We start from the raw sequence: 17,805 nt of genomic DNA, 5'->3' as shown, positions 1-17,805 counted from the left end.
AATGGCTAAATTAAACGGTAAAACAGCAATTATAACCGGCGGAAGCAGAGACATTGGCCGGGCGATATCCGTCAAACTGGCGTCAGAAGGCGCAAATGTTGTCGTCAACTATTGTAACAACAAAGACGATGGCGATGCCACCATTGCGGAAATCGAAGCCGCTGGCGGCAAGGCGTTGCTGGTACAGGGCGATATGACCAAGCAAGCCGACGTGACCAATTTGGTTGATCAGGCACGCAATTCTTTTGGCAATGCGATTGACATCGTCATCAATGTTACAGGCGGCATGGTTGAACGCAAAACGCTGGACCAGATGGACGAAGAATTTTTCAACCATGTCATGCAGCTCAACGCGACATCGACCTTCCTAGTCACCAAAGCAACTGTACCTTATATGCCCGAAGGCAGCGCGATCGTGAACCTTGCATCACAGGCTGGCCGTGATGGCGGCGGACCGGGCGCATCTGCTTATGCCACTTCGAAGGGTGCGGTAATGACGTTTACACGCAGTATGGCCAAGGAACTGGGGCCCAAAGGTATCCGAGTAAACTCTCTCTGCCCCGGCATGATTGCTACGACTTTCCACGACAAGTTCACAAAAGACGCTGTGCGCGAAAATGTTGCCAATTCGACACCGTTACGCCGTCAGGGCCGCGCGGAAGAAACCGCCGATGCGGTCGCCTATCTCGCATCCGGTGAGGCCTCTTTCATCACCGGAACGAATATTGATATCAACGGCGGCCTCTTGTTCTCATAACAACGGGCTCATGAAACAAGCGAGTAAGATATGAGTGAAATGACGGCAAATTCATTGGAAGACAAATTCCAAGCCGCTCCTATCGTTCCGTTGATAGAGGCTGATGACCCGGGTGTCGCTGTACACACTGCAAAGGCGCTTCAGGCTGGCGGTTTGGACGTTGTCGAAGTCGTTCTCAGAACCGACGCAGCGCTGGATTGTATGGAAGCGATTGTCAAGGAAGCCTATGGCATAATCGTTGGCGCGGGCACTGTGCTCACCGTTGATCAGGCTGAACAGGTCTTGTCACGAGGTGTGCAGTTTGTGGTTTCACCCGGTCTGGTAGATTCGGTAGCGCGATATTGCCTTGATCGATCAACGCCGATGTTTGCCGGCACGATGACGGCGGGCGAAGTGCAGCGGGCTTATGCTTTGGGTCTGCGCACCGTGAAATTTTTCCCGGCGAAGCTCGCAGGGGGTGTTCCGATGCTAAAGGCATTATCATCGGTATTTCGCGAAATGCGTTTCATGCCAACGGGCGGCGTTTCCGCGAAAAACCTCTCCGAATTTCTGGCTGTTCCATCAGTGATTGCCTGCGGCGGCAGCTGGCTGACCCCTAAAGGATCGATTGAGGCCGGCGACTATAATGCAATTACAAAATTGGCGATTGAGGCTGTCGCGCTCGCTAAAGCGGCGAGGCCATAAGGAGTTTTAACATGGCGGAATATTTATCTTTCGGCGAAATCATGCTGCGGCTGAAAACACCGGGCCATGAACGGTTTTTTCAGTCACCGGCATTTGAAGCCACATTTGGCGGCGGTGAAGCCAATGTCGCGGTCGCACTTAGCAACTATGGTCTGTCAGCCGGATTCGTCACCGCATTGCCCGATAATGATATTGGAGCATCAGCGATTGGAGAGTTACGGCGTTTTGGTGTTGATACGACCCAAATTCGAAGATCAGGAGATCGTGTCGGGATATATTATCTGGAGGCAGGGGCTAACCAGAGACCCTCCAAAGTTGTTTATGATCGTAAGCATTCGGCAATCAGCGAATGCCGACCTGGTGATTTCGACTGGAAAACTATATTTGATGGCAAAAAATGGTTGCACATAACCGGCATTACACCGGCACTGAGTCAGTCCGCAGCTGATCTGAGTATTGAATGCGTGCAGCAAGCAAAAAAGGCTGGCGTTGCCGTTTCCTGCGACTTCAACTACCGCGGCAAGCTCTGGAAATATGGCAAGTCCGCACCGGAAGTCATGTCCGAACTGGTCAAACATGTAGATGTTGGCATCGCGAATGAAGAAGACTGCCAAAAATCTCTTGGGATCAGCGCCGATGTTGATGTTGAAACCGGAGAACTAGATACTGGAAAATATGAAGCACTGTCGGAAAAGGTGTTGGAACTTTATCCGGACATGTCGACAATAGCGATCACCCTTCGTGAGAGTCATAGTGCGGACCGCAACGGCTGGTCCGCTTGCCTGCGAACGCGAGACAAGGGATTTATGTTGTCCCGCCACTATGAGATTACGAACATTGTTGATCGCGTCGGCGGTGGGGATAGCTTCGCTTCAGCGTTGATATACGGTCTCAATGCCTATGATGATCCGCAGCAATCCCTGGAATTTGCGGTCGCGGGAAGCTGCCTTAAACATTCCATCTTGGGTGATTTTAACCGGGTGAGCGTAACGGAAGTCGAGAAACTGATGGGCGGAGACGGCTCGGGCCGGGTTCAACGATAGTCTTTTTACAGTCAAGATCATCAAAACCCTATTCCCGATAGCTAGTCGGCGCGTAGCGATGGTCTCACGACAAGAACTCTCCTAAGATGACGGATCGTAAGCTGGCAATCGTCCCAGCAGGTCCCGGTCAAATGGTTCATCCTTGAAAAGCTTGGGGTAATGGAAGGCTCTGAGTTGCGCGTGAAAGTCACGCACCGATTCCTCATAGGCGATCATGGAGGCTGCATCCGTACCCGCCAATTTTTCAAACGACCGCTCGACAAAAGAGGTTGGGGAGAGAAAGGCAAACACACCTGCCTCATGATCGCGCGCCAGTCTTGCAGAGCGATATTGGGTAACCAGGGGCGCTGCTTTCATGTCACCTAGTTGTTGAAAGGCATAATACCATTTCCATTCGAAAGGCTGCTCAATCGTTGCGTGGGCGTTCCATTCAGGATGCTCTTCTAGAAATGCAGACATTGTCGCTTCCTTGGGCATATCCCACGCATCGTTCACCGTTTCTCTTTGAAGCAGCAAGATTTCTCCGCTGTTCGGTAGCGGCTGACGAGTTTCAATTGCAGTTTTGGAAAGTGCCGGGATTACAATTGCCAAGGCAAGCCAAAGTCCAACTAATGCAGTGAGCAAGACAGATGAAGAGGCGTCCATCCGGCTGATTAGTTCGATAATCAACCACCAAATCAACAGAGTGCCTAGGAGAACGACGCTTGCCTGGATCATCATGCCGAGTGATGCACCTTCCACTACCGACGCGGCCCATAGCGGTATCAACAATAAAAAGAACAATGCCATCACCCGGATCAGCGCTCTCGGCAACCAGAGGCTTTTGGACGATCCGGCTGTCGCTAATAGCAGATCATGACGCCTTGCTGTTCGTTCGGCCGCGCGTAAATCATAGAGCAGCAATATGAGAAGCAGTGGCGCGACCGATGCGGCAAGAAAGGCGAAATCAAACCGCCCGACCAAACCGAAATCGGCATTTTTCGTGTCCGCCTCATGAATCTGCCCCTCCAGTGCCAGCATGCGTATGCGATGTTTCCATGGGCTGCTGTCGCGTTGCCCCAAGGCGGCAAAAGCAAATTCGGACGGCGGGGCATAGGTCAGATGAAAAGCATAATAGGCAGCGCCGCCCCAGTCTTCCTGTCCTTCAAGTGCATTGGCCCGGTCGGCTCGATCTTCCTCGACAAGTTCTGCAATAGTCCTTTGCTGGTCCCGGACTTCTGCAACGCCAAACGCGACGGAAATGATGGACAGTATAAATGCCAGAAGAAGCCAGAATAGCGCACCACGGTCCTTGGCAAGGAAACGTGACTCTCGAAGCATATCTCTAACCATCAGACCCGCACCCTCCGAGCTGCAAAAAATGCGACAGCGCAAGCCAGTATCAACCATGTGAAAAGCATCCCAAAGGCAAACGAAGCCCGATCGACTCTGTCTGAAGCACTATCTGGCGTGAAACGAAATTCGTCGAGCGCGCGCCATGCTTCTGAATTAACCCTTGTTCGGCGTTCGGCCTCCGGATCGCTGCTGCGGTTAAGGTCATCCTCATAAGCCAGTTCAGTGGCATGAACCTCGTTGAGTGATTGAACAAAATCAAAGCGAAGAGCCTCGCTCTCGCGCAAAAAACGATGGTGCGTAGACAGATCAGTTCCGGCAAGGGTGCGCGATACGGAGCCGATTGCAATAGTCGGTGAGGCAAGACCAAATAGATCGAAAAGCCCTGACTGGTTCGCCTCCTGCTCCATGCGATTTTCAGCATAGCCGTTGAGCAAATCGGTCAGTTCAGCTTCGGAATAGGATGCCACAACCCCGCGCCAGTTGATCGGCAGATCCTCGACCTTTTCCACTTCATATTGCTCCAGCACCTCTTTTTGCAGGCGCTGAAAAGCCGGGTCTGCAGCGTTGTGGCCGTCGCCCAGTTTGCGTTGTTCCGCAAGCATGACGAGGTCGCTTTCAATCTTGCCCGGGGCGTCAATGGTCGCACTACTGGCATTGATTGCGAATCGGGGCACGATCAGCGCCGCGAAAAGCCATATGAAAATCAGAGCGCCGAGCGAAACGGCACGGTGTTTTAGAATAATCGATGCGGCCAGAACGATAGCGCCCCACACGCAGAGGTATAGAAAATAGCCGCCGACAAGCGAGACGGCCGCAAGCCCATTCTCTCCCCGGACAACCGAATGGATTGTGACGGCAACTAGCGGCAACATGAATATCGCGATTACAGCGAGCAACGCTAATGCTTTACCCATCGCTAGCGAAACACCTGACTGGCCCTGCGCCAGCATCACGGCCAAAGTGCCGCTTTCACGTTCGCGCAGCAACAACGCGTGACCCAGCACGATCAGCAGCAATGGCAGGAGCAACTGATACAGGTTTGCCGGATTCAGGGAGGCAAAACCGCCTAGATCGGCGGCCGCCTTGGTATCTGCAAACATAGGGGTATTTTGCTGGTGTCCCTCTAGGAAGATCGATTGGCCGGTTACCGCATCGACACCGGGTTCGAAGGCCGCCAGCGGCGGCGGGGGACGAAAAGCGTAGTGGCCATAATGGACCATGCGGTGCGGATGGCGATCCGGCTGTGCAAAGAAAGTTGCTTCGGCCGCAACCTGCTGCGCAAGACGTTGCGACTGTTCGCTGGCGATGCGGTTGACCGTCAGCACACTGGTTACCGCTAGCAAAACCGCGACAATCAATGTCGCCACCACGATCACTTTCGAACGCAGCCAGAGCCGCCATTCTTCTTTGGCAATCCTCAGCATCATGTTCATGCGGTTTCTCGCTCGGCAAAGGCCGCATGCACGGTTTCCGTATCAATCCGCTCACCATTCTCTGCGGCAAAGCTACCGACCAATTGACCGCGCCTAAGCAATCCGACCCGATCGGCGACCTGGCAGGCGCCGTAAACATCATGTGTGACCATCAATATTGTCTGGCCGGCGCCAGCCAGATCTTTCACCAGATCATGGAATTCATCGATCGCGACCGGATCCAGGCCAGAGGTCGGTTCATCAAGCAACAGGATCGGAGTTTTGCGCAATAGCGCAAGCGCGATCGCCATTTTTTGCCGCATGCCTTTTGAGTAGGATTGCAACCGTCGCGAACGGGCCTCTCCAGGAAGTGCAACCCGATTCAGTGCGTCGTCACAGTCCGCCTCGCTGGCTGATTTGCCTGCCAAATCGAGAAAGTAATTGAGATTCTCATAAGCAGTCATATGGCCGTACAACGCTGCTGCCTCAGGCAAATATGCAATTGCTGATCGCGCGGCAGCAATATCATTGGCGACGCTTTTTCCGTTGACCAGTATCTCTCCGCCGGAAGGTTCCAGAAAACCCAGAAAGGCGAGGAGTGTGCTCGATTTTCCTGCACCATTGCCGCCAAGCAAGGCGAAAACCTCCCCTTCCGCAACCGCGAAAGAAACACCGTTTAGTACAGCATTTCCTTCGCGATTCAGTGAGAGGGAACGAGCTTCAAGTGGCGAGGTCATAATACTGTTTTCCCTGACTTAAAGATTGAGGACACGAAACGGGTATGGCGCGCGTTTGGGGGCATGCTGGCTGGAGGGAGAGCGCCATTAGAAATAGCTGAGCCATGGCTTGTTGCGCTTTTCACGGTGCTTGTAGTCAGCAAAGACCTTTGCGATCGGGTAGTGCACCGCGACTAGCAGGAACATACCAACCCAGATCCACAGAACGCTGTCCAGACCATAGCGCTCACCTTGCGTTGCGCCGAATATCGCATAGAGGATCCAATAGGCGGCCAGTAAAACATAGAGATGCAGAACATAGATGAACATCGGAATGGACCCGAATGTCTGCATCAGGTCCAGCAACCAGTTTTGCTTTTTCACCATCTCAAGCCAGGCGAGCATCAGCAGGCCTAGGCCCAGCGTGAGCAATATGTAGTCGAGCGACGGCGGATATTTGGTGAAGTTGATGAACGACATCACTGTCTCAATTCCCGTCTCTTGTCTCGTCCAGGGGATCGTCTCCCCGTAGATGTTGAACCCGCGCAGGACCAACAGAAGAGCAAGACACGATGCGCCGAGGCCGATGAGCCATTGCCGCCGCCTCACGACAGACATGGACTTTGCGAAGAGCGGACCGGCAAAATAGCCCAAAAGAATAACACCAAACCATGGCAGGCTGGGATAAGACAAGTTTATCGTCAGAGGGCCGATCTTCCCCAGTTCACCGCCATCGTGCAGAATGGCCCATGGGATATATCCTAATTCACCGGGCTCGAAGTTGATCGGCACCAGAATATTGTGGCCCAGCACGATGAGGAACCCCAAGGCACCGATGACCCAGTAATTCAATCGGCTGGCGATGGATAGCGCAACCATGCAAAGCCCAATCGCCCAAAGCACTTGCAGAAAAAGAAAGTTTGGAAAGCTGTCTGCCCAGACAAGGTAGTAAAGCACTATTTCGATCGCAATAATGACAAGACCGCGCTTGAACAGGAACATGGACGGCGACCGATATTCTCCGTCTCGCGGATGGGCGTAAAGCCAAGCGGACATGCCGGCGAGGAAAATGAAAACCGGCGCGCACAAATGCGTGAGCATGCGCGTGAAGAACAGATCCGGCTCTATCGTGTCAGCGATCGGGTCACCTGTGCGGACATGCATGAAAAACCGCTCGCGCACATGATCGAGCATCATCAGCATGATAACGAGGCCCCGCATGGTATCGATAGAGGCAATGCGTGATGCTGGCATGTTTTCGTTGGTCATGGTTCTCTATGCTAAACGACTCTCGTCTGGTCCTCCGGACTAAAATGAATAGGATGCCGTGAAACGGAACCGGCGCGGTGCGCCCGGTTGGACCCAAACATCGGCAAAGGAGTTGGTGTAGAACGTCTCATTGAACAGGTTATCGACATCGAAACGAAGCGCGAGACCCTCGACAGGCTCCACTTTCCCGAACAAGCGGACGGTAGTGTAGTCAGGCAAGAAGAAATCAAAACCTGTCCAGCCAAGCCGTTCACCGACATGCAACACACCGCCGCCCAATTGTGCTGGGACATCGGCTATGTTGAAGGACTGACTGACCAGAAGGCTCAGCTGATGGTCCGGCGAGTTGATCAGCGGGTCGCCATCTTCGATCAGCGCGCCAAAGTCCGCATCGGGGTTGCTATTGGTAAACTCCGCGTCGGTATGAGCGTAAGAGAACCAAATACTCAGACCGCTGTCAAAAGCCAGATTGGCATCGAACTCAATGCCGCGGCTGCGTGCCTCACCGGCCGGGATAGAGAAGAATCCCGCCGCCACTGCCTCCGGCCGATCATCATTCACCAGAATATTGCTTTGATCGACCTGAAAGGCGGTGAGCGTGACGGCGCCATTAACCCCGTTGAAATAGGTTCCCAGGTCCGCCTTGATCCCGATTTCAGCAGATTCGGTGATGTTCGGGTCGAACTGGTTGCCCAGGAAGTCGGAACCGGTTTGTTGGCGGAAGCCTTCACCATAGGACGCGTAGATGCTGATCCCGTCATCAACCTGGTACACTGCCCCGACCTGCGGAGAAAAACGGGTATCCGAGGTCGTTATGGTGGTCGCTGGTGTGGCGCGCAAATTGGTCAGGTCCTGTTTGAAATCATCAAACCGCCCACCCAAACGGATTTGCAGACGATCGGTGATATCCATCTGGTCCTGGAAGTAAAAACCGAACCCTTTGAGCACCTCTTCGCGATCGGTATTCGGTCCCGGCACAGGTTGTGGGAACTGTCCATAGATCGGATCAAACACGTCAAGGAACAGATATTCGGCAGGGTCCAGCGTGCTGATGTCGGTACCTGTAGGGAAAAACCCGGGGCGAAAGCGCTGGATAAACAGGCTGTTGTCGAAACGGTCGTAATCCGCACCGACCAATATCCGGTGGCGCAGGGAACCGGTGTTAAATTCGCCCGCGATCTCTGCACGAAGGACAAGATATTCGGAATCGAAGTCGCGAAAACGGAAGAACCGGGAAAGGGTACGTCCGTCCTCGAACAAGGTCTGACGACCCTCGAAATTTGTTTCTGATGCGTTGCCGACCAGCGAGGTCTCCCGGAAACCAATACCGGTAAGCAGGCTCCAATTGTCCGAGAAATCGTGCTGGATTTCGAATTGATGGCCAAGAACCTCCGTCTCGATCGGTCCATCGCCGGGTTCGCCCACAAATGTCCTGCGAGGTGTAAAACCAAATTCTTCAGTAAAAGCGACACCGCGATCGAACGGGATATCTTGCCTTGTATATTCCAGCTCATAGGTCGCGCGGGTATACTCGCCGATCTTCCAGGTTAGAGAAGGATAAAGGCCAAAGCGCTCTGTTTCGACCGTTTCGCGAAAGCTTTCAGCATCTTCAAAAAAACCGACCAGACGGATTCCCAGTTGGTCATTCGAACCAAGCGTTGTCTGGACATCGCCTTCAATACGATATTGCTCCCAGCTTCCGATCGTACCGCGGATATAACCCGTGGTTACAAATTCAGGACGCTTGGTGACTATGTTGACTGTGCCCCCCGGCTCACCTCGTCCAAAAAGGGCTGACCGGGGTCCCTTTAGAACTTCAACGGACTCGATGCCGGCAATATCACGAGGACCACCAAAGCCGCGCCCGGCATTGAAACCGTTGACGAGAAAGCCGCTCGGTAGATTGATGTCACCGGAAAAACCGCGGACCGAAAACGCATTCCACAGTCCGCCAAAATTATTTTGCCGAGCGACTGAGGCAGACAGGTCCAGCGCACTCACCAGATCTTCGGCACCGAAGTCGACAAGCGTTTCATTGTCGATAATTTGTTCAGCTTGCGGCGTTTCAAGCACTTCAAAATCCCCGCGATAGGCCTGCCGAAGCCCGGTCACAACAATAGGCGAGGAATCTTCTACGCCGCTTTCATTATCGCCTTGGGCATGGGATGGCGTTGCCATAGCCAAGGTTAGCGCCATTGCCGAAGCCGATGCCGAAATTTTCAAAACTGTCATTACAGGATCCCCGTATGCATTATCATTATTTGTAAATTCGGTAGATATGAGCAGAGGCCAAAAGCCCGCCCCCGATGATGGTTGGTAGTGTCTCTGAGAAACCGAAATGCTCTGCAAAAAGCGCACTTGTGATCAAAACAGCTCCAGATCCTGCTGGAACTAGAAACACTGGAACACGCGCCGATGGCGAAGAAAGCGCAACACTCATGGTGGTAAGAAGGGCAAGTGAAGTCATCATCCAATGGAGCCATTCTGCCTGCGCAACCGCAGCTAACACGGGAGATGATATCGCTATGACCGGCAAAACAACGCAATGCACAACACAAGCAACACTAAGCGCGATGGCCGCGCCATCTTTGTAGAAAGCAGATTGCATTGAGAAATCCATGTTATGTTATAATATTACATTATTAATTTGACCTTCTTGAGTCAACCGGGTTTTCACTTCGACCTCAGAAGAAGCGTCGGAAAGTGAAAGTGATGTCACGAAACGTCTGCTTTCTAGATAAAGGAGCTTAAGCGGCCGGCGACCATCTTGGGGTAAATGCGGTTATTGCGGAGTGTAATCTATCGTCCGTTGTTCAACCGATGCTGATCACACTATTTCCAAACGCACCGGCATGGAGCGGGAAACTGAAACGACTGATTCCGATATCATTCTCATCGATCGGGCAATCCATCCCGTGACATGCTGTCTTGGAAGTCTTTAAAAGATGCCTCGCGAAGCTCTATGACAACGTCCACTGAGCTAATTTGTCTGTCAGATTGTCGCTTCATGCTTGAGCCATTGGTGGAGCGAGCTAGTCGAAACACTGTGCGGGGCAAGTGACTTATTGCGGAATTACAGGTGACATTGGATGAAACGTCGTTTTCTACACATGGCCTTTAAAAATATCGGGATCATTATTGTTGCACCGCTTTTGGTTGCAGGCTGCACGTCATCAGGCGCCTTTCCGGTGGAGACCGCTGAACAACCCGATATCGATGTGTCCTATCCTTTGCGGGCTGGCGAAACAATCCAGGTCGTCACTTATGGAGAGGAAACACTGACCGGGGAGTTTAATATCGGCGCAAATGGGGTTCTGTCCTTTCCGCTAGTCGGGGACATCAAAGCAGCAGGTCTGACGCCGGCCGCACTCGGCAAAAGTATAGCGGCAGCGCTCGCTGACGGCTATGTGTTAAATCCCCAGGTCAACGTTGAAGTCAAAAATTATCGACCCATCTACATATTGGGCGAAGTGAACAAACCCGGCGAATATCCCTACGTTCCTGACATGACCATATTGGCAGCGATCGCTAAAGCGGATGGCTTCACCTATCGAGCACAGCAAAAGCAGATATTTTTAAAGCGTTCGGACCAGCCCCGGGAGGTGAAAATCAGGCTAGGCAGCAATACGCGCATTTACCCTGGTGACACTATTCGGATTGCGGAGCGCTTCTTTTAGCGGTTGGACAGCCCATCCGGCTGATATCCGGTGCGGCAATCGCTATCGACCCGGCGGTTGATGTAACCTTCAGATCCGTTCATCGACAATATCTTCGCCGGAATACCGCCGACTGCGGCGTCATCAGGGACGTCTTTGGTAACAACGGCATTAGCCCCGACAGCAGCGCGATTACCGATATATATTCTGCCGATAACCTTGCATCCCGCCGCCAGAAACACGCCATCTCCCAATATGGGCGAGCCTTGTTTCGGCCCCCGGTTCATTTGCCCAAGCATAGCTCCATGGGTGATATTGCAATTGGCACCGATGATCGCATCGCCGTTGACCATGATATTGCCAAACCGATTGATGAAAAATCCGGGACCGATCCTGGTATATTCTGGAATAGCGATGCCATATTTGTAACGATATCGCAGCAACAGCAGTTTGAAAGGAGGATATAAAGTATATTGCATCACAGCCCGCTTTTTCATGCAACCGCAGAGACGCATGATCACAGAATATTTAAACCCAGGTGTGAAGAAATAGTGGCGGAGGAAAGAGCGTGCACGCTTGTTCCCGGCATAGCGATATAGGTCTGACAATATAAGCGCCCAAGTATGGCGAAGGCTCCGACTGTTGGTCGTTCGATTGCTTGCAATATTGGTATTTCGCGTCAGTACTTCACTCAAAACCTTTGTTCCTTTGCGACGTTTTATTGCGATGCAGCATCAGCTTCGATTGATCTAAAGTCGGGGTAAATGCGAGTCGGAGCAACTGCCATTAGACCATATGGTATCTAATCGTGTTGAATACACACCCCGTCTCTCACGCCATCAACATAGCGTGACAAGCCAGTTTGGGGATGGCACATATTGTTCAGGAAGAATTCTCAGGGGAATATTTTCAACCCGTTTCAGTATATTAAATACCATCAAACGCGTTCCGAGTGGCATTGTAGAGATGTGATGATGATATTTGTTGTTGCGGTGCAGCATGATTTTGAACCTTATAGTTTCAAATATACTGGCCGCACCGCATTGCTGAAATGATCGCGAAAGGGTTCTCGGATGACAGCCAATCTACGCGCTCTTCAAAATGCGTCTTTCACAACCACAAAAATAGCAGCGCGGAAAAACCCGATCCTGACCAAGCGGTCACGGCGGATAGGAATTTACTCGGTCATGTTTTTTACTGATGCATTGGCGGTTTTCATCGGTTTTCTGATCAGCAATGCCTTGTTGTTAGACCAGCCGTTCGCATCGCCCGGGCTAAAACTTGGTATTTTGTCGATCCCCATTTTTCTTGCCATAGCGCTGAATAATAAAGCCTATGGCAGAAGGGCTCTATACCGGAACACAAGCGCGACCATCCGCAGCATAGCTTCGCTATTTGCCACATTGACTCTTATCTTGTTCGTTCTTTTTGGATTGTCGATACTCAAGTCCCATCATCCGTCCTTTGTGGCTTTCGGATTTCTGATTTCATCGGCGCTGATCACCGGCGGCCGCTACGTATGCTATGCCTTCGCCAAGCGGATGCTAGGCACAAATCCGGTCAGCGAGCTGGTTATCATAGACGGCGTTCCCCACGGCCCGATCAGAGATAAGCAAGTGATCCACGCCAAGGATATTGGTTTGAACCCGGATGTTTCCGATCCCGTCATGCTGAACCGGTTGGGAAATCTATTCCAGTCAATCGATCGCGTGATAGTCGCTTGCCCCGGTGAGCGGCATTGCGATTGGGCTCTGGTCCTGAAAAGCACAGGCGTGACGGGCGAAGTCCATCGCCATTACCGGTTTGCACCGGTGGCCAAATACAGTGAGTTACCGCTTAATCCTTCGCAGGTGAAGCCACTGACCCGTACGCAACTATGGTTGAAACGTGGAATGGATCTGGTTCTGGTATCATTGGCTATTCTCTTCCTCGCGCCATTGATGATAATTACAGCCATCGCGATCAAACTCGAAAGCCCCGGCCCGATATTATTCAAACAGAAACGATTGGGCCACGGCAACCGACTGTTTCACATCTACAAATTTCGTAGCATGCGTGATGATTTGTGTGATTTGAACGGTGACCGATCAACGGACCGCGATGATGACCGGATCACCCGCGTCGGCCGTTTCATTCGTGCCACCAGCATTGATGAACTGCCACAGTTGTTCAATGTGCTGGTCGGAACGATGAGCCTTGTCGGACCACGGCCTCATGCTTTGGGTTCCAAAGCCGACAGCAAACTGTTCTGGGAAATCGACCGCAATTACTGGCTGCGTCACGCGACGGTACCCGGCCTCACCGGTTTGGCGCAGGTGCGTGGTTTTCGGGGAGCGACCATGACGCAAGAGGATCTGGAAAACCGGCTTGCATCAGATCTGGAATATATCCAGCGTTGGTCGCCGGGTTTCGATCTACTGATCTTGGCTCGCACCTTTGGTGTGATTGTCCATCGCAACAGCTTTTGAACCACCCTGCCCTCCCATGATTTTTTGGTAGACGGATGACGTTTGCATTGCGATCTGGTCCCAATCAAATTTCCGCCGAAATTCCGCTGCATCAACCTGATACAGATAGGTCGGTCGGCTCAACGCTTTTGCCAGGGCACCGGTATTGCCGACCGGGAAATAATCGCTTTCAGGTAAACCGATATCAAGATTGGGTTGAATGTCGCTGAGCAGCATTGGTGTGGAACAGGATCCTGCCTCCAGCGCAGCGATGGGTAGCCCCTCATGATAGGAGGGCATTACAAAAAGATCGGCATTTTCATAAAGCTCCCGCAATGTGCCGCGATCCTGTAAGCCGGTGAATATGATGTTTTCATCGGCAAGTTTGAGCAACGACGCTGAATAATTGCTGGCATGATCGGCACCACCGACGATTACCAGTTTTCGACCGTCATCTATTTGAGCATGTGCGTTAACAAGGTCATGCAACCCTTTTTCCGGCACCAGCCGCGCAACCGCGAGGACATATTTGCCCCGCTCCAGTGAGAAACGCGACAGAGCATCACCGGGCACCTCGGGAAGTTCTGGGGCTCCGTTGGGAATGTAGGAAATACGGTTACTCGCGCCTGGGAAAGACTGTTGCAGCCGCTTTGTAAGCGAAGGGGATACGGCGATCACATGATTGGCAAACCATAGACCGAACCGTTCACCCGTCTTAAGCGCAAAGCGTGGAAATCGGCCCCATTTAGCGCGCTTATAGTCTTCACCATGATGAGTCACGACTACCTTCAGGCCCAGTAACCGCGCCAGTGGAGTGAGCAGAGCTGGCCCTATCGCATGAATGTGAATCACATCCATACCATCCCGCCGCGCTGCCATGATGGCGTTGAAGGTGGAAACTATCGCCTCCTGCCAAACCGACACAGGAGACGAAACGCTGACAACGGAGACACCCCGAAAATCATATTCGGGATTTCTGACATAAGGCGCTCGCGCAAAGACCGTGATGTCGAGGTTCGGGTGAATGGCTTTGACGCGCGGTAACATTTCTTCGCAATGCGTTTCCACTCCACCCATGACATCTGGAATGCCACGGAGCCCGGTAACCGCCACCTTCATGACAATAGCCCTTCCGCCAGGTCCTGTGCTTCTTCAAGCGTGTCCGCGGTCCGCATGAAGGGAATGTCCGAGGTCCAGGCCTGGACAAAATTCTGAAGCTTGCCGTAGCTGTTGTCGAGCGTGACATGCGGGATCGCAAGCAAAGTGGACATGATATGCCCATGCAAGCGATCAGTCACAACAACACGGCCAGAAGACAAAAGACCAATGCCGCGTTTTAACCGATTCTGCGCCAAACGATCATATTTCATGGCTCGGGCGGTATCAGGGCTTTGGCCAAAATCCATTAATTTGGAAGCCGCCGAGGCCATCTTCATCTGCAGCTTGTCTTCGGTCAGCCAATCGCCAATTTCGACTGAGTGATCTGGATGACTGGCCTTACCCATGACTGATCGTTCAAAATCGGTGCGCATCAGGTAGTAGAAGTCATGGACAGGATCTTGCCGCTCCAACGGCTCCATATAAAACGCCATATCGGGGCATAGAGAGACTTCACACTGGAAATGACACCGCGCAAATTCATAGGATCTTTGATCCCGCACAAGCAGTGTGAAACTACCGTGTTTTTCGATGGCACGTGCTGTTTCATCCACGGCATCATAGTTATCAAAGTAGATAGACTGCGGCAGCTGTATGATTTTCTGGCCCGGGAAGCGGCCCATTAGATCTATCCGGAAATCCTGATGTGATTTCCAGATGGTGCCAAAATTCCCGCCACCATGCAGGAAGATGGTCCCACCACCAATTGCCTGCTCCATCTGATTGGACACATGGGACTTCAAACTACTGACATAAGATGGTGATTGGGCATGCTTCTCAAAAAAGCGCTTTTCACCCAGCCAGATGGCAGAGTCACCGACGTTGGAATGATCCGGGAAGTCGAGCAACGCATAAGGCAGTTCATCAATCATCGGCTCGATCTTATCCGATATTTCCTGTCGGAGGTGATCCAGAGTAGCTGTAGCCGGATCGTTTGAAAGTGTGAGTTGTTCAGGCATGGGGGGAAAGCTCCTTCAGAGGCAGAAAATCTGAGACCAAACGACGATAAGTTGCGGAAATCATGAGCAGGCCTGCAGTGTAAAACAGAGCGGCACCAGCTATGGTGATAAACAGCCCTTTCCATGAGAGAGGCTGTCCAGCTGAGAAAAGTTGCAAGCCGGTCCAAAGCAACAGCCCCATTATGGTCGACACAAAAAAAGGCGCCTTAATCGCATCAAAACTGGCCTTGGCGCCAATACCGGAGGCTTCTTTCAGGAAATGCATCTGAAGTGGCAAAGTCAGATAAGAACGAACAACATAGGCTATGGCAACTGCGGTCAATCCATAAGGCAAGGCCAAGAGAGTAAGGACCAACGTTGATACCAGCTGAATAATCGCCAGTGTTCGCTGACGATGTGTATTCCCCACTGCAGAGAGGACCGGGGATGCAAAGAAGTTCAGCGTATAGGGTATCGCCATGAAAGCGAATATCTGGGCAAGATTGCCGGACGCCTGCCATTTGCTGCCAAATACGAGCGGCACCAGATCAGGCGCGATAACACCAAAACCGACCAAGGCTGGAAAGGACAACGCGGAACAGATGCCGAGCATTGCCTTATAGGCTTTTTGCATCGCGGCCGGATTATCCTGCAGCCGGGAATAGGTTTGTAAACCAACCTGCGAGAATGGCTGTATCGCGGCATTGGCAAACATTTCGGTGGATCGCCATGCCACGCGGTAAACACCAACGGCAGCCGCACCTAGACTGGCTCCAATCAGCAAATCCTGTATCCGCACAAGCATAAGAAAAATCAGCTGTGCAATCGTCAGGTTACTGGAAAAGGCAAAATTCCGTTTCGCTTGTACCCAGTCAAACTTCAGTCCCGGTACCCAGCGATAAGAAGCCCAGGCAAGAACGGTACTCACGGTCTCCGCCACGCAGCGTTGCAGCACCAGCGACCAGATACCCCAGCCCGACAACGCGGCCACCACAGCGGCACTGCCACCAATGATTCCGGCCAGAATTGAGCGCATCGCCACAGTTTTATGCCCAAACTCGCGCAGGCGCAGCGCAAAATGTGATGCGCCCAGCGCATTAATCGGCAGTGCCAGCGACAATATTTGCAGTGGCCATACCAATCCTGGTTGGTCCAGCAAATCCGCCAACAGCGGCGCGCAAATCCAGATCAGCGCTACATAAGCGAACGCGATGCCCATATTCGTCCAGAAAATCGTGTTAATCTGAAGGTTATCGATCTTTTTCGCCCGCGCGATAAGCTGCATCAGACCACTAGTCGCAATGATCCTGCCGATTTCCGAAAAGACATAAACCATAGCGAAGATGCCTATCTCTTCCTTGGTCAGCAACCGGGCCAGCAGGATGAATATCACCAGCGAGAAGACCTGATCGCTTAGCGCCTTGATCACGGTCCAACCCAGAGATTTCTTTGTTTTCTGGCGTAGTGAATCATCAAACAATGCCGAAGCATTGTCAGAAAAATCACTGCTCTTTTCCGTCATGCGCTGATCACCCATTGGCTAGAGCTGAAATCGGAAAGGGTGGCGGCCCCGCAATTGATAGCTGGCGCGCTCGCGGTTCCGCGATATGAAGCGCTTGAGCCTCAATCGTTCCGGAATTTTATAGGCATCGAAACGGGACATTCCGATCTCACTGGGGACCGACCGTTCCAGTACGGGAAACGGGAAAACCGAGAGATTAGCTATGCCATGTATCCATGACCGATCCATCTGATCGTCAATCGGTCGGACCACATCGCGGGTTTGGGCGAGGAACCGGTTGGCTCCGTTTTTAGTGAGCAAGTAAGCCTGGGTCCCAAAGCAATATCCGGATATCTCAATTAGCCGTGTGGTCCGGCAAATGAAATCTTTCTCCAATATCCGGGCAGGCGCAGGTTTTTTGTAATAGAGCCGGATGTAATCACGACCAGTTTCCGCATGATCTTCAACAATCAGCGGCCTGATAAAACTCCAGTCAGCAAGAATATCATCTTCCAGAATGACATATTGATCCACGTCATCGTCCGCCAATTGCTTCCACAGTGCATAGTGACTCGAATAGCAGCCACGCTCACCAGTGGTCAGCGGTCGACCCTTGGCAATGATTGCCTGGTCTTCATTGTAATGAAGGTCGGGATGCAACACTTCGAGGGCATCGAAAAACGCCCAGTCTATCGAATCCGGTATCTCGCTTTCCGCAAATATCCGCCGCCTTTCACCGGCGTTGCGCATACTTATGACGAAAATCTTGGTCCGTACCGAGCCACGCGCCATTAAAGTTCCTTTGTCCGGCATTTGAAGATGCGGATTAAAAAGTCGTCCGGGTTCGGTCGTTCGAATCCCCAGACCGAACGATCTTTACTGCATTGCA

Annotated in this window: 16 protein-coding genes; 5 read left to right on the top strand and 11 right to left on the bottom strand. The window is 52.2% G+C overall.

Going from position 1 to position 17,805, the window contains the following annotated elements:
• Position 1: 1 nt before the first annotated feature.
• The 3 genes from DK507_RS06680 to DK507_RS06670 are packed head-to-tail and all read left to right on the top strand — an operon-like array spanning position 2 to position 2,484.
• Entirely contained in the window at positions 2-757 is a 756-nt protein-coding gene (locus DK507_RS06680; protein ID WP_109355625.1) for an SDR family NAD(P)-dependent oxidoreductase, read from the top strand.
• Positions 758-787: 30 nt separating this feature from the next.
• Positions 788-1,441, top strand: a complete 654-nt coding sequence (locus DK507_RS06675) for a bifunctional 4-hydroxy-2-oxoglutarate aldolase/2-dehydro-3-deoxy-phosphogluconate aldolase (protein WP_254054281.1) — start codon at positions 788-790, stop codon at positions 1,439-1,441.
• A gap of 11 nt (positions 1,442-1,452) precedes the next feature.
• Positions 1,453-2,484: a sugar kinase gene (locus DK507_RS06670; protein WP_109355624.1), complete on the top strand. Its 1,032-nt coding sequence runs from the start codon at positions 1,453-1,455 to the stop codon at positions 2,482-2,484.
• An 81-nt stretch (positions 2,485-2,565) separates the two neighbouring features.
• On the opposite strand, the gene DK507_RS06665 is transcribed toward DK507_RS06670, so the two are convergent.
• The 6 genes from DK507_RS06665 to DK507_RS06640 form a co-directional block, all read right to left on the bottom strand.
• Positions 2,566-3,816, bottom strand: coding sequence for a DUF3526 domain-containing protein (locus DK507_RS06665; protein ID WP_216822348.1), 1,251 nt, complete (start codon positions 3,814-3,816; stop codon positions 2,566-2,568).
• Positions 3,816-5,252 carry a DUF3526 domain-containing protein gene (locus DK507_RS06660; RefSeq protein WP_109355623.1) on the bottom strand — a complete coding sequence of 479 codons (1,437 nt, stop codon included), beginning with the start codon at positions 5,250-5,252 and terminating at the stop codon, positions 3,816-3,818. The genes DK507_RS06665 and DK507_RS06660 overlap by 1 nt, the downstream gene beginning before the upstream one ends.
• On the bottom strand, positions 5,249-5,968 hold the full coding sequence (locus DK507_RS06655) for an ABC transporter ATP-binding protein (RefSeq protein WP_109355622.1): 720 nt from the start codon (positions 5,966-5,968) through the stop codon (positions 5,249-5,251). The genes DK507_RS06660 and DK507_RS06655 overlap by 4 nt, the downstream gene beginning before the upstream one ends.
• A gap of 87 nt (positions 5,969-6,055) precedes the next feature.
• Positions 6,056-7,216, bottom strand: a complete 1,161-nt coding sequence (locus DK507_RS06650; protein WP_109355621.1) for a DUF1624 domain-containing protein — start codon at positions 7,214-7,216, stop codon at positions 6,056-6,058.
• 39 nt (positions 7,217-7,255) lie between these two features.
• Entirely contained in the window at positions 7,256-9,448 is a 2,193-nt protein-coding gene (locus DK507_RS06645) for a TonB-dependent siderophore receptor (RefSeq protein WP_254054280.1), read from the bottom strand.
• Positions 9,449-9,473: 25 nt separating this feature from the next.
• On the bottom strand, positions 9,474-9,824 hold the full coding sequence (locus DK507_RS06640; RefSeq protein ID WP_162558936.1) for a MerC domain-containing protein: 351 nt from the start codon (positions 9,822-9,824) through the stop codon (positions 9,474-9,476).
• Positions 9,825-10,305: 481 nt separating this feature from the next.
• Between DK507_RS06640 and DK507_RS06635 the strand changes: the two genes are divergently transcribed.
• Positions 10,306-10,893 (top strand): polysaccharide biosynthesis/export family protein, encoded by a 588-nt coding sequence (locus DK507_RS06635; protein ID WP_109355619.1) that lies wholly within the window; start codon positions 10,306-10,308, stop codon positions 10,891-10,893.
• Here DK507_RS06635 and DK507_RS06630 read toward each other — a convergent pair.
• Entirely contained in the window at positions 10,890-11,480 is a 591-nt protein-coding gene (locus tag DK507_RS06630) for a serine O-acetyltransferase (RefSeq protein ID WP_254054279.1), read from the bottom strand. The two genes, DK507_RS06635 and DK507_RS06630, sit on opposite strands and share 4 nt — an antisense overlap.
• Before the next feature lie 465 nt (positions 11,481-11,945).
• Here DK507_RS06630 and DK507_RS18065 point away from each other — a divergent pair, with 465 nt between their 5' ends.
• On the top strand, positions 11,946-13,340 hold the full coding sequence (locus DK507_RS18065) for a sugar transferase (RefSeq protein ID WP_109355618.1): 1,395 nt from the start codon (positions 11,946-11,948) through the stop codon (positions 13,338-13,340).
• Here the strand turns inward: DK507_RS18065 and DK507_RS06620 are convergent.
• The 4 genes from DK507_RS06620 to DK507_RS06605 are packed head-to-tail and all read right to left on the bottom strand — an operon-like array spanning position 13,287 to position 17,708.
• Complete coding sequence (locus tag DK507_RS06620; RefSeq protein WP_109355617.1) at positions 13,287-14,438, bottom strand: glycosyltransferase family 4 protein; 1,152 nt, start codon at positions 14,436-14,438, stop codon at positions 13,287-13,289. The genes DK507_RS18065 and DK507_RS06620 overlap by 54 nt on opposite strands.
• Positions 14,435-15,436, bottom strand: coding sequence for a polysaccharide pyruvyl transferase family protein (locus DK507_RS06615; protein WP_109355616.1), 1,002 nt, complete (start codon positions 15,434-15,436; stop codon positions 14,435-14,437). The genes DK507_RS06620 and DK507_RS06615 overlap by 4 nt, the downstream gene beginning before the upstream one ends.
• Entirely contained in the window at positions 15,429-16,937 is a 1,509-nt protein-coding gene (locus DK507_RS06610) for a lipopolysaccharide biosynthesis protein (RefSeq protein WP_162558935.1), read from the bottom strand. The genes DK507_RS06615 and DK507_RS06610 overlap by 8 nt, the downstream gene beginning before the upstream one ends.
• Positions 16,938-16,955: 18 nt before the next feature.
• Positions 16,956-17,708 (bottom strand): glycosyltransferase family 25 protein, encoded by a 753-nt coding sequence (locus tag DK507_RS06605; protein WP_162558934.1) that lies wholly within the window; start codon positions 17,706-17,708, stop codon positions 16,956-16,958.
• Positions 17,709-17,805: the final 97 nt, after the last annotated feature.

It is taken from the genome of Sphingorhabdus sp. EL138 (assembly GCF_900258045.1).
Classification (GTDB): Bacteria; Pseudomonadota; Alphaproteobacteria; order Sphingomonadales; family Sphingomonadaceae; genus Parasphingorhabdus.
The sequence above is the reverse complement of the archived record's forward strand: the minus strand, read 5'-3'. Positions and strand labels throughout refer to the sequence as shown.

Bases quoted from the DNA above. Each gene is read 5' to 3' on its own strand.
- DK507_RS06680 (WP_109355625.1), top strand. From the start codon at position 2: ATGGCTAAATTAAACGGTAAAACAGCAATTATAACCGGCGGAAGCAGA.
- DK507_RS06675 (WP_254054281.1), top strand. From the start codon at position 788: ATGAGTGAAATGACGGCAAATTCATTGGAAGACAAATTCCAAGCCGCT.
- DK507_RS06670 (WP_109355624.1), top strand. From the start codon at position 1,453: ATGGCGGAATATTTATCTTTCGGCGAAATCATGCTGCGGCTGAAAACA.
- DK507_RS06665 (WP_216822348.1), bottom strand. From the start codon at position 3,816: ATGGTTAGAGATATGCTTCGAGAGTCACGTTTCCTTGCCAAGGACCGT.
- DK507_RS06660 (WP_109355623.1), bottom strand. From the start codon at position 5,252: ATGAACATGATGCTGAGGATTGCCAAAGAAGAATGGCGGCTCTGGCTG.
- DK507_RS06655 (WP_109355622.1), bottom strand. From the start codon at position 5,968: ATGACCTCGCCACTTGAAGCTCGTTCCCTCTCACTGAATCGCGAAGGA.
- DK507_RS06650 (WP_109355621.1), bottom strand. From the start codon at position 7,216: ATGACCAACGAAAACATGCCAGCATCACGCATTGCCTCTATCGATACC.
- DK507_RS06645 (WP_254054280.1), bottom strand. From the start codon at position 9,448: ATGACAGTTTTGAAAATTTCGGCATCGGCTTCGGCAATGGCGCTAACC.
- DK507_RS06640 (WP_162558936.1), bottom strand. From the start codon at position 9,824: ATGCAATCTGCTTTCTACAAAGATGGCGCGGCCATCGCGCTTAGTGTT.
- DK507_RS06635 (WP_109355619.1), top strand. From the start codon at position 10,306: ATGAAACGTCGTTTTCTACACATGGCCTTTAAAAATATCGGGATCATT.
- DK507_RS18065 (WP_109355618.1), top strand. From the start codon at position 11,946: ATGACAGCCAATCTACGCGCTCTTCAAAATGCGTCTTTCACAACCACA.
- DK507_RS06620 (WP_109355617.1), bottom strand. From the start codon at position 14,438: ATGAAGGTGGCGGTTACCGGGCTCCGTGGCATTCCAGATGTCATGGGT.
- DK507_RS06615 (WP_109355616.1), bottom strand. From the start codon at position 15,436: ATGCCTGAACAACTCACACTTTCAAACGATCCGGCTACAGCTACTCTG.
- DK507_RS06610 (WP_162558935.1), bottom strand. From the start codon at position 16,937: ATGACGGAAAAGAGCAGTGATTTTTCTGACAATGCTTCGGCATTGTTT.
- DK507_RS06605 (WP_162558934.1), bottom strand. From the start codon at position 17,708: ATGGCGCGTGGCTCGGTACGGACCAAGATTTTCGTCATAAGTATGCGC.